General features: G+C 66.8%; 12 protein-coding genes. 4 read left to right on the forward strand and 8 right to left on the reverse strand.

The genetic code is table 11. The features are described 5' to 3' along the window. Window positions 1-16: 16 nt before the first annotated feature. From ubiM to BJD12_RS05005, 6 genes are all read right to left on the reverse strand, one after another. Window positions 17-1,195 carry a 5-demethoxyubiquinol-8 5-hydroxylase UbiM gene (gene ubiM, locus BJD12_RS04980; RefSeq protein WP_005998292.1) on the reverse strand — a complete coding sequence of 393 codons (1,179 nt, stop codon included), beginning with the start codon at window positions 1,193-1,195 and terminating at the stop codon, window positions 17-19. A gap of 113 nt (window positions 1,196-1,308) precedes the next feature. Further along, window positions 1,309-1,710, reverse strand: a complete 402-nt coding sequence (locus tag BJD12_RS04985; RefSeq protein WP_005998294.1) for an MAPEG family protein — start codon at window positions 1,708-1,710, stop codon at window positions 1,309-1,311. Between the two features lie 25 nt (window positions 1,711-1,735). Beyond that, window positions 1,736-2,275, reverse strand: coding sequence for a DUF4019 domain-containing protein (locus tag BJD12_RS04990; protein WP_005998296.1), 540 nt, complete (start codon window positions 2,273-2,275; stop codon window positions 1,736-1,738). Between the two features lie 275 nt (window positions 2,276-2,550). Then, window positions 2,551-2,805: a hypothetical protein gene (locus BJD12_RS04995; RefSeq protein ID WP_005998298.1), complete on the reverse strand. Its 255-nt coding sequence runs from the start codon at window positions 2,803-2,805 to the stop codon at window positions 2,551-2,553. Between the two features lie 76 nt (window positions 2,806-2,881). After that, window positions 2,882-4,063, reverse strand: a complete 1,182-nt coding sequence (locus BJD12_RS05000; RefSeq protein WP_039423666.1) for a COG3904 family protein — start codon at window positions 4,061-4,063, stop codon at window positions 2,882-2,884. 90 nt (window positions 4,064-4,153) lie between these two features. After that, window positions 4,154-4,924 (reverse strand): hypothetical protein, encoded by a 771-nt coding sequence (locus tag BJD12_RS05005; protein WP_005998302.1) that lies wholly within the window; start codon window positions 4,922-4,924, stop codon window positions 4,154-4,156. A gap of 333 nt (window positions 4,925-5,257) precedes the next feature. Between BJD12_RS05005 and BJD12_RS05010 the strand changes: the two genes are divergently transcribed. From BJD12_RS05010 to BJD12_RS05025, 4 genes are all read left to right on the forward strand, one after another. Continuing rightward, window positions 5,258-6,721, forward strand: a complete 1,464-nt coding sequence (locus tag BJD12_RS05010) for a DNA-3-methyladenine glycosylase 2 family protein (RefSeq protein WP_005998304.1) — start codon at window positions 5,258-5,260, stop codon at window positions 6,719-6,721. Continuing rightward, window positions 6,718-7,263 carry a methylated-DNA--[protein]-cysteine S-methyltransferase gene (locus tag BJD12_RS05015; protein WP_005998306.1) on the forward strand — a complete coding sequence of 182 codons (546 nt, stop codon included), beginning with the start codon at window positions 6,718-6,720 and terminating at the stop codon, window positions 7,261-7,263. Before BJD12_RS05010 ends, BJD12_RS05015 begins: the two co-directional genes overlap by 4 nt. A 36-nt stretch (window positions 7,264-7,299) precedes the next feature. Then, window positions 7,300-8,607 carry an alkaline phosphatase family protein gene (locus tag BJD12_RS05020; RefSeq protein WP_005998308.1) on the forward strand — a complete coding sequence of 436 codons (1,308 nt, stop codon included), beginning with the start codon at window positions 7,300-7,302 and terminating at the stop codon, window positions 8,605-8,607. Between the two features lie 180 nt (window positions 8,608-8,787). Beyond that, window positions 8,788-10,125 (forward strand): chloride channel protein, encoded by a 1,338-nt coding sequence (locus BJD12_RS05025; RefSeq protein ID WP_039423667.1) that lies wholly within the window; start codon window positions 8,788-8,790, stop codon window positions 10,123-10,125. A gap of 257 nt (window positions 10,126-10,382) precedes the next feature. Here BJD12_RS05025 and BJD12_RS05030 read toward each other — a convergent pair whose 3' ends face one another. After that, entirely contained in the window at window positions 10,383-10,565 is a 183-nt protein-coding gene (locus tag BJD12_RS05030; RefSeq protein WP_003487537.1) for a 30S ribosomal protein THX, read from the reverse strand. 268 nt (window positions 10,566-10,833) lie between these two features. Next, window positions 10,834-11,250, reverse strand: a complete 417-nt coding sequence (locus tag BJD12_RS05035) for a MerC domain-containing protein (RefSeq protein WP_003487534.1) — start codon at window positions 11,248-11,250, stop codon at window positions 10,834-10,836. Between the last annotated feature and the right edge of the window lie 97 nt (window positions 11,251-11,347).

Here is an 11,347-nt window from a genome sequence, read left to right on the forward strand (position 1 = left end):
CCATCGCGTCGACGCATCACGCGGTGCGCTGCGTCAGATGGGATGCAATCGCCTGCTTGAACGGCGCGATGGCGTGCGCCGCACGCAGTGCGCCACGCCGCAGCACGCGCGCCGGTCTGCGATCGTCGGTATAGAGCGCGGCCAGCGCGTTGGTGGCTTCGTATAAGGGCCGTGTGGCCAAGCGATGCGCGCGTTCGTAGTCGCGCAGCAGATCGGCAGCGCCGATATCGCACCCGGTGGCGATCGCGTGATGCACGCGCTCGGCCAATCGCGCCTGGCTCTGCAGGCCAAAGTTGAACCCATGCGCGGTGACCGGATGCATGCCTACCGCCGCATCGCCGATCAATGCGGCGCGCTCGCATGCAAAGCGCTGTGCGTAGGTGGCAATCAGCGGGTAAGCATGCCGGCTCCCGTCCTGGTGCATCGTGCCCAGCCGATGCTCGAACGCGTCGGTCACCGCAGCGCTGAACTGGGCTTGGTCCAGCGCGAGCAGCGTGTCGATCTGCCGCGGCGGCAAGGTAAGCACAGCACCGGCGCGATTGTCGTGCAGCGGCAACAACGCCAGCGTCTTGCCATACCCGAACCACTCCCACGCTGCATGCCGATGCGGTAGCGCGTGACGCACCCGGCACACCAGCATTGTCTTGCCGAAATCGCGCAACTGCGCACCGATGCCGAGCAGTCGGCGGGTACTGGAAAAACGGCTGTCGGCGACTACCAGCAAGCGAGCCGACAGCCGCTCACCATCGGACAATTGCAGCTCCACCCGTCTGGCGCCTTGCTGCACCGCTTGCAACGTGCAGCCACCGCGAATCTGTAGCGACGCCTGCGTCTGCACGGCGCGCCAGGCGGCATGTCGGATCAGGTGATTGGGTACCAGCCAACCCAGGTCGCCCGCGCCGGAGGCAGAGGCAGCAAAGGTCAGCGCAAATGCGGAGTGCCCGTCCATCACCCGTGCAGCGCGCAACGGCGAGATGGCCTCGGCAGGAAACTGCTGCCAGATGCCGAGTTGCTCCAATAACCCACGCGAGGCGTGGGTCAGCGCGATTTCGCGCCCATCGAAGGCCGGCTTGGCCAGTTGCTCGCGTGGCTGTTGATCGATCAGCGCAATCGACACGCCACTGCCGGCTAGCCCACGCGCAAAACTCAGGCCAACCGGCCCGGCACCAATGATCGCGATATCCACCGATTGCATGCTGCACACCTGCTACCACCGATGCGCCAGTCTAGGGCCAACGCGCGGCGCGGCCCTTGATCAGGATCAAGCGCGGTGCACGGCAGCCGTGCACGCGCCAGAACCGCACTGCCTTACCAACCCAGCAGCGCCCGCACCAGCTTGACGATGCCCCAGAACGACACCACCCAGATCGCGCTGCGCAGGTACGGAATGCCGGCCGCGTAAACCGGCACATACGCCACTCGCGCCCATAGATACAGCTGCACGCCCAAGGCGGTTTCCGCATTGGTGCGACCGGCCACGCTTACTGCCAGCACCGCTGCGGCAAAGATCGGAAAGGTTTCCAGGTAGTTGCGAAACGCGCGATCCAGCCGCGCGGCGACACCGGTCAACGGCTTGGCATCGCCGTCGCGCGCGCTGGCATTCCACTTGGTGCCGCGCTGGGCCGTCATGCTGGCCGATGCAGCAAGTAGTTGTACCAGGCCGAGCACCATGGCCCAGCCCAGCATCTGCAGTTCGATGGTCAGTTGCATGCGACTCTCCTCGCTGGCTGCCGCGTCACTTGGCGGCCGTGCGCAGGCTGTAACCCGCAACGCGCCAGGTCTTGTCTTCGTCCAGACGGAACGACACCAGCTCGCGTACCGGCTGCGGCGCGTTGGCAAACCGGGTCGGGAAGCTGACGTTGACGTACAACCCTTCCGGCACCTGCGCGCCAGGGCCGTACTTCACCCGCGTGACCGAGCCCTGGCCACGCCCGACCATCGCACCCAGACGTGCACGCTCGCCGGCGAGCTGGGCGACGAAGGCATCGCGCTTGACCGCTGTCTTGGCCACGCTGGACGCACCGTCCCACAGCGAGGCGGCCTTGTTGGCATCGACCATCTGCGCTACGCGCAGGGCGGCCTGGGTCATCTCGACGTCCTGCTTGGCGACCTGCGCCTGCTGGGCCGCGCTCAGTGCTGGCGCGGGCTGACCGGCAGCCGCCCGTTGCGCCGAAGACGCCGGCTGGGCTGTGGCCGCGCGGGAAGGCTGCGGTTGTTGAGCGAACGCCAGCGCTGGAGCCAACACCAACGCAAGAAGCAAACGAGGACGGAGCATGGGACAGCACCTTGAACGGGTTGGAAAGAGATGGACCGCACAGATTGCAGCGGGTAGCGCAGTCTAGGGACGCCCCTGCGCAACACAAGCAGCACGATCCGGGTGGGAGCAGCCGACTACATGATCGGGACGGCACTGTCGCGTTGGCGTGTAACCGGGCCGCTAGTGAGGCGCAGGCGACGCCCGAACCTGCGCGGCCTTGCGCGGACAATGCGGACCGCGCCTTCACCGCTGCATCCACCCGTAACCAGGCACGATCGGACCGAGTCGAACCGCTAGAGCTCTCCGCCTGGAGCGGGCGGCACGGCAGCCACGCCGCGCGGACGCCACAGCCGCCAGCTCACCCAGAACGCGCGTGCGATGGCCGCAATCAATGCCGCCAGGCTTAGCCACATCGCCAGCGTGGCCGGCCATTGCTCATGCATTGCCTCGGCGACCACGCGCAGCAGCTCGGCCACACCGAAGCCCACCAGCACCAGCAACGCCGATGGCAGGTACGCCAGTAAAACGCCTTTGGTCTTGCCCCGCATGCTGCCCCCTGACCCGGTTGTCATGCGGCGACCATAGGCAGCGCTCAGTGCGATACGCGTGAAAGCTGCAGCGGCCTCAACCGTCGGCGGGCGCTGGCGCCGGCGAATCGGCCTGCGCAGCGTTCTGGGCTGGTTCGGCAACCGGCGCGGGCGGCTGCGTGGTGTTGGTGGGCGCTCCATTCTGCACATCCAGCGCTGGCGTGGCCGGCAGGGCCGCCGCATCGGTTTCGGCCAGCGGACTTTCTTCCGGGCAGGCCGCATCCGGAAAGCCGAAGCGCTGCTTCAAGGCCAGGCCACAGGCGTTGACCGCATCCAGATCGGCGCCCTCGCCTTTGCACTTCTGGTCGAACGCCACCAGAAACGCGTCCTTGCGGCGCACGAATGCATCGCCGCACTTGCGCATCTGGCGAATGCGTTCCAGGTCGTCCTGCACGGCGTTGGTGCCGTCCAGGCCGTACTCGCGCAGCTCTTCCATGGTGAGCAGGCGCAGACTGCGGTTGGGCACGGTCATCATCAGATCGGCCACCGCCACTGCCACGCCGTTACGCTCCAGATAATCCTTGACGTTGCCGTAGACCTCGCGCAGTTCGCGATTGAGCTCTGCCCGCGACGTCGCCTTGGAACTGATCCGCATCATCCGGTGGATGCCCACCTTGCCGGCCACCAGGCGGTTGTCGCCGGCCGCCAGCACGAACACGCAGGCGCTGTGGCAGATCGAGCCTTCACGCACCCAGATGGTCCAGTTGGATTCGCCGATGGTGTCGCCGGCGCGGATCGCCGCCTCCACCTGTCCGCCACTGGAATCCAGGTCCAGGATGCGATGCGGCAACCTCCACTGCTCGGCCACCGTCGCCAGGCGCCATACCAGTGCGGCAAAGCCGGCATTGATCTTGCCCGCGTAGCGCACCCGCAGCAGCCCGGTCTCGCGACACGGCGCCAATGCCGCCTCCACGCTGGCCCGGTCCAGCGCCGGCAGCAGCGTGCCGTCGCCGGCCTCCTTGCTGTAATCGGTGGCGCAACTGATCCAGGCCTGGCCAGCCTCAAGCGCTGCAGCTGGCCACCCGGCCTCCCCCGCCTGCGCGCGCGGACGCGGCGGCGGGATCGGCTCAGGCGTATCCACCGAAACCATATGATCGCCATCGCCTGCCTGCGCAGCACCGGTCTGCTGTGCCCCGGCAGCATCGGCGGATGTGCTGCCTGGGTCGCATGCAATCAGCAGCACTGCACAAGCAAGCGACAGACAAAGCGGTTTGAGCATCGAAATGAGCACCGGACAGGGGCATGAGCGGGCGCTCAGTCTAGAGCGGACGCGGTCCAGGCCCCGAACGCTGCCTTAATCTGCGGCCTGTCATGCCAGTTGCAGATCTGGCTGATCCGCACGGCACCAGGCGTCGTGACGCTCCTGCACCTGTCGAGCTGCATCGGCCACACTGCGCTCCTCGCCGAACGAGGCGACGTATCTGCATGCTGCGAAGGCGCCACTGGCGTGCTCGTAGTCTGCAATCCACTGCAGGCGCTCCGGTAGCGCTGCGTGCTCCGCGCGCCATGCGGCATAGGGCGGCCGGATGCGTCGATGAATGCCGATACGCCACGGCTTGGGGCTCACCCGGGCCCGAAAGCATTGCTGCATACGGCACATCCGGGCATAGACCGGGTCAACGCCGAGCTGCGAGAAACAAGCGGCGACCTCTGCGTCATCCGGCTCAAAACAGCGATGCAACGCCAGCAGACGAAACCCGGCGGGCGTCCGGTATAGCCGCAGGTGCCACTGCGGGCGTGCGGCTGCGAAATCATCGATACGCCGCCGGGCCTGCTGTTCTGGTGTACCTGCGCGACGAAAACGATGACGACGCCAAGACCGCGCTAGGCGGTTCGATGCCCAAGTCACCGCCGTCGCCAACATCACCCCGCCCAACAGATGGAATTGAACCGTGCCCAGCGACATCACGCTCACCAAGAGCAGCAAACTCCAACCAAACCCCAGGCCTCTACGCGGCAAATTTGCAAAATCCACATCCGCAAACAGCACGTTGGGAGTGTTCAGGCATAAGGCGCCATAGCTGTTGCGGGTGAGTACCAGGTCACCTTCCTTCGCAACAATCTCTTCGCGAATCGGCACGCCTTCTCCATAGGCCGCAAGTCGCTCCCTGCGAGGCAGCGGCTTGCCGCTCAGGATCTCTTCGAGCGCCTCACCGACCCGACCACGTGCATGCAGTTCAGCCGCAGCGTAGCTTTCATCAGACCATCCGAATCGGCGGACGGTGATGCTGCGTTTGCCTTCCCGATGCTGGATACGGGCCTCGGCCTAGTGTCTGGGAACAATCATCCTTGCGTCCTGTCTCACGACTTGATCGGCAGATCCGGCAAAGAATATCCGGGCGGAAGACATCTCTGCAGCAACCCTGTCCGAAAACGGCCAGCTGCGGCCGAAGCCAGGGCATAGACTGGCGCCATGCAGACGTTGACGCCCGATCGAATCCAATGCGACCGCGCCCGGCTGGCGCGCGATGCGCGCTTCGACGGGCTGTTTTTTACGGCGGTGCGCAGCACCGGCATTTACTGCCGGCCAGTATGTCCGGCGCCACCGCCCAAGCCGGGCAATGTCAGTTATTACCCGAGCGCGGCGGCCGCCAGTGCGGCCGGTTACCGGCCGTGCCTGCGCTGCCGGCCGGAACTGTCGCCACAGGCGCAGCAGCATCTGGGCGAGGAGAGCGTGCAGCGCGCGCTGGCGATGATTGCCGACGGCGTGCTGCAGGAGCAGCCGGTGCAGACGCTGGCCGATGCGGTGGGGGTGAGCGCACGGCAGCTGCAGCGGCAGTTCGTGCAGCAACTCGGCGCCACCCCGATCCAGGTGCATGGCACGCGCCGGCTGCTATTGGCCAAGCAGCTGCTCACCGAAACCGCCCTGCCGGTCACCGAGGTGGCTCTTGCTGCCGGCTTCAACAGCCTGCGGCGTTTCAACGCCGCCTTTTTGCAGGGCTGTGGCATGCCGCCGTCGGCATTGCGCAAGCAGCGCGTCGAGGTCCCAGGCGGTCAACTGTGCCTGCGCCTGGGCTATCGCCCGCCGCTGGACTGGGCAGCGATGCTCGGGTTTTTGCAGCGCCGCGCGATTCCAGGGATCGAGCAGGTCGACGCCAGCGGCTACCGGCGCGTGATCGGCACGCCGGGAAACGCCAGCTTGATCGAGGTTGCCGCCGCGCCGCAGCGGGCGGAGTTGCTGCTGCGCATCGGTGCCACCGACCCGCGCCAGATTCCGCAGATCGTGCGCCGCGTGCGTCGGCTGTTCGATCTGGACGCCGACCTGCAGGCCGTCCATGCCACGCTGGCATCCGAACCGCTCCTGGCAGAGGCGATCCAACGCCGGCCCGGCCTGCGCGTGCCGGGGGGATGGGACGGCTTCGAAGTCGCCGTGCGCGCGGTGTTGGGCCAGCAGATCAGCGTGGCTGGTGCCGCAACGCTGGCAGCGCGGTTGGTCGACCGCCATGGCGGCCATCATGCCGACATGCCGCCCGGCCTGGACCGCAGTTTCCCCACGCCTGCACAGCTCGCCGACGCGCCGCTGGAACAACTCGGGCTGCCACGCGCACGCGCGTCCACGTTGCGCGCACTGGCCTTTGCATGCGCGCAAGGGCGGCTGCATTTCGGTGCCGGCCAGCGCTTGTCGGACTTTGTCGCCACCTGCACCGCGCTGCCCGGCATCGGGCCGTGGACGGCGCACTACATCGCCATGCGCGCGCTCTCGCATCCGGATGCATTTCCCGCCGGCGATCTGATCCTGCAACAGGTGCTCGGCGCGCCGGGACGTTTGAGCGAACGGGCCACCGAGGCGCGTTCGCAGGCATGGCGCCCATGGCGCGCGTATGCCGTGTTGCACCTGTGGCATCTCGCCGTCGATCGCAAGGACACCCGCCCATGAACATGCTCTACTACGACACCTTTCCCTCGCCGATCGGCGCGCTCAGCGTGGCCGCCGACGACACCGGCGTGCACCACATCCTGTTTGCGCAGAACCGCTACGACGCCATCGGACGTGCGCGCTGGCTGCACGCCCCGGATGCGCCGCTGGTGCGCGAGGCACGCGAGCAATTGCTCGATTACCTGCATGGCGGGCGACGCAGCTTCGACCTGCCACTGGCACCGATTGGCACACCCTTTCAACTGCAGGTCTGGCACACGTTGGCGCAGATTCCGTTCGGGCAGACATGGAGTTATGCGCAGCTCGCGCAGGCGGTAGGCCGCCCTGCCGCCAGCCGCGCGGTGGGCGCTGCCAACGGCCGCAATCCCTTACCGATCGTGCTGCCCTGCCATCGTGTGATCGGTGCCAATGGTGCGCTGACCGGCTTCGGCGGCGGCCTGCCGACCAAGCAGGCGTTGTTGCAGCTGGAAGGCTGGTCGCCACGCCGGATCGCGCGTGCCGACGACCTGTTAGCCGATCAACGCGCAGCGCACCTACGCTGACTTCGCGACGTCATCGCCGCACCGTAAACTGGCGGCATGATCGACCGACGTCTTGTGTTTGCCGCGATGGCCGCCGTGCTGCTCGCGGCCTGCTCCACCCAGCCTGGCGTACGTAACGCCTCAGCGCAGCACGGTGCATCGCCGCCGATATCGGCCGCAGCGACGCCCGACGAGGCGCCACATACCTTGCTGCTGATCTCCATCGATGGCCTGCGCGCAGACATGCTCGATCGCGGTATCACGCCGAACCTGTCCCAGCTTGCACGCGATGGCGTGCGCGCGCGCTGGATGACGCCGTCGTACCCGTCGCTGACCTTCCCCAATCACTACACGCTGGTCACCGGCCTGCGCCCTGACCACCACGGCATCGTGCACAACAGCATGCGCGACCCGGTGCTGGGCGGCTTTTGGCTGAGCAAGCAGGACGCCGTGAGCGACGCGCGCTGGTGGGGTGGCCAGCCGCTGTGGGTGGGAGTCGAGCAGGCCGGTTTACATGCGGCCACCTGGTCGTGGCCGGGCAGCGAGGCGCCCATCCAGGGCGTGCGACCCACGCAGTGGCGTCACTATGAAGAAGGCGTCGGCATGGACGCCCGTGTGCACGAGGTACTGGGCTGGCTGGCGCGCTCCGGCGCGCAGCGCAATCGCCTGGTGACGCTGTACTTCGAACACGTGGATGAAGCCGGCCACGATCATGGCCCGGAATCGCGCGACTATGCCGACAGCGTGCGCGCAGTTGATACCGCCATCGGCCGCCTGCTGGCCGGCATGCAGCGCGATGGCACGCGCGTGCGCACCAACATCATCGTGGTGTCCGACCACGGCATGGCCGAGGTGGCGCCGGGACACGCGATCAGCGTGGAAGCCATCGCGCCGCCCACGATTGCCACCGCGGTCACCGACGGACAGGTGATCGGTTTCAATCCGCTGCCCGGGCAACAGGCCAGCGCCGAGACGCTGCTGCTCGGTACGCATGCGCACTACGATTGCTGGCGCAAGGCCGAGCTGCCGGCGCGCTGGCATTACGGCACGCACCCACGCATTCCGCCGATCCTGTGCCAGATGCACGAAGGCTGGGACGCACTGTTTCCCGACAAACTCGCCAAACGTGCGCAGCAAGGTACGCGTGGCTCGCATGGCTTCGATCCAGCGTTGCCGTCGATGCGTGCGGTGTTCGTGGCGCAAGGCCCGGATCTGGCGCAGGGCAAGACCTTGCCGGGCTTCGACAATGTGGATGTCTACACACTGATGACCCGGCTTCTGGGTATCCCCGCCGCGCCCAACGACGGCAACCCAGCCACTTTACTGCCGGCCTTGCGCGTGTCGCCGGCCACCCGCACCGAGTAGCTGCGGCAGGTATCGTCAAAACGGGTGCCGAGCATGCATGCACCTCTTCGCGTCAGCGCTGCTATCTCCCGCTTAAAGGCCCTGTTCTGCCTCGCTGCTGCGCGCATCGATGCCGGCCACACTGCAGGACTGTGGATGGCTGCAGACCCGTGTGACGCCAGGTAGTGCGACAATGGCGCAATGTCTGGTTCCAATCCCTCGCCGCGTCGCTTGCGGCCGCTGTTGTCCAGCGAAGGCTGGCGTCGTCGCGCTGCACTGTGGGGTGGCGCAATTGCGGTGGCGCTGGTGGCCATCGTGTTCGCCAAGGCCAGCGACGCCGCCTTCCAGTTGTTTCAACGCATCACCGCGCATTCGATCTGGTGGGCGCTGCTGCTGACGCCGGGCATCTTCGCCCTGCTCGCCTGGCTCACCTCCGGGGCGATGCGTCCCACCCGCGGCAGCGGCATTCCGCAGGTCATCGCCGCCCTGGAGCATCCGGACCGGGCGTTTCGCGATACCAACCTGTCGCTGCGCGTGTCGCTGGGCAAACTCGCGTTGACCACGCTGTCACTGCTCGGCGGCGCATCGGTCGGACGCGAAGGCCCCACCGTGCATGTCGGCGCCAGCCTGATGCACGTGTTCGGGCGCTGGTTCGGCTTCCACGATCCGCGCGAGCTCTCGCATTTTCTGCTTGCCGGCGGCGCCGCAGGCATCGCGGCAGCATTCAACACCCCGCTCGCCGGCGTGGTCTTTGCGATCGAAGAACTGAGCGGGCGCTTCGAGCATCGCTTCTCCGGCACCTTGCTCACCGCAGTGATCGTCGGCGGCGTGGTCTCGCTGGGGTTGTTGGGCAACTACACCTACTTCGGCAAGGTGGCAGTGGCCTTGCCGCTGGGCCAGGCATGGCTGGCGATCGCGTTGTGCGGCAGTGTGGCCGGGTTGCTCGGCGGAATCTTTGCGCGGCTGGTGCTGGCCAGTGTCAGCGGTAAACCGCGCTGGTTGGGCGCGCTGCGCCAACGTCATCCGGTGCTGCTGGCCGCGTTGTGCGGCGTCGCCCTGGTCGGGCTGGCGATGGTGTTCGGGCAAGGCGCCTTCGGCACCGGCTACGAGCAAGCGCGCAGCCTGGTGCAGGGGCATGCCGTGGTCGGCCATGAGTTCGGCCTGATGAAGCTCGTCGCCAATCTGGTCTCGTACCTGGCCGGCATCCCGGGCGGACTGTTCTCGCCCGCACTGGCGGTGGGTGCCGGCATCGGCCACAACCTGTCGGTGCTGATGCCGGGCGTGGACCCGCGTACTTTCGTGCTGCTGGGCATGTGCGCCTACCTGACCGGTGTCACCCAGGCACCGCTGACCTCGGCAGTGATCTCGCTGGAGCTCACCGACACCAGCCAGATGCTGCTGCCGATCCTGGCCACCGTGTTGATTGCACGCGCAGTGTCCGGCCTGGTGTGCAAGACGCCGATCTATCGGGGACTGGCCGAGCAGTTGCTGGCCCCGGCGGCGAAGAATCCAGCACCGGCTGCGGACACAACGCACTAAAGACACTGCACCCGCGAGGCGAAGGCTCTCCGATCCATCATGGACAGCGCCGATGGATGCCATGGCGCAACCGCTAGTCGACCCGTGCTGCGCTGATTCGCCATGGGTGCCGGCGGCGTGATGCACCACCTGGTCCACGCGGACCAGCATCCGTCCAGGCACGCTAGCACACTGACGAACGGCGTTTTGCGCTGGTATCGGACATAAAAAAAACGCGGCGCAAGCGCCGCGTTTTCAGATCGCAAAGCGGGCCGGGGTCAGCTGGCCTTGGCGACGGTCTTCTTGGCAACAGCCTTCTTGGCCGGCGCCTTGACCACGCCCTTCTTGGCAACCGGAGCAGCTGCACCCACGACAACCTTGCTCACCGCGTGCGAACGCGAATTGCCGTAGCTGGCGTTGTAGCGCTTGCCCTTGGCGGTCTTACGGTCACCCTTACCCATTTCGTCGACTCCTGAATGTGAATACAAATTCCCGTGCTGGCACGGGTCTGGCGAGGTTTGCACCGGCTGCGCCCTCGCGCAAGGCCGGCAAGCCTACCACGTCGGCCCCGGGCCGCGCAGCCGTGGGGCCTGCCGGGCTGTGAACCAGCGGCTCCTGGACTAGATCCACCCATTGGCCGCGTCCGGCGCTCAGCGACCGGCGCCCGGCCTGAAACAGGCTTCCAGATCACCGACTGCAATCGTCGCGCAGTCGCCCATCAGCGCACCGTCAGTGTGCGCAGCTGGCGTCGTGCACGTGCCCATGCCCGTGATTCAGGCGCAGATTGACCAAGTGAGCGATACCGACCAAGGCTCCGCCCAGCGTCATCACCACTGCGTGCGGCACCACCGAATGGTGCAACGGGTCGTACAACAGGCCCAGCCAGAGCAGCGCCAGGCCCGGCAGCAGCAACGCCAAGGCATGCAACGCCTTGTGGCGACGATAGCCCAGCACCAGGCTGAAAAGCCCAAGCAGGGTGACAAAGACGACGATCGCCAGTTCGACGCCGTCGCCCAGCCAGAACGACAACCCCAGCGACGGCGCCAGGGCCAGCACCAGCGGCAGCACCGCGCAGTGCACGGCGCACAGCAGCGACCCAGTCGCACCGAAGCGGTCCAGCAGATGGCGAAGTGTGGGCAGAGGCATGACTTCCAGCAGGTATTCACGGCGACGTGGAATAATATAACATCTTCCCTGTTCCAGGCCCGCACCACTGCATCGCGCAGGACGGGCCTTGCCGTCG

It is taken from the genome of Xanthomonas vesicatoria ATCC 35937, assembly GCF_001908725.1.
Taxonomy (GTDB): domain Bacteria; phylum Pseudomonadota; class Gammaproteobacteria; order Xanthomonadales; family Xanthomonadaceae; genus Xanthomonas; species Xanthomonas vesicatoria.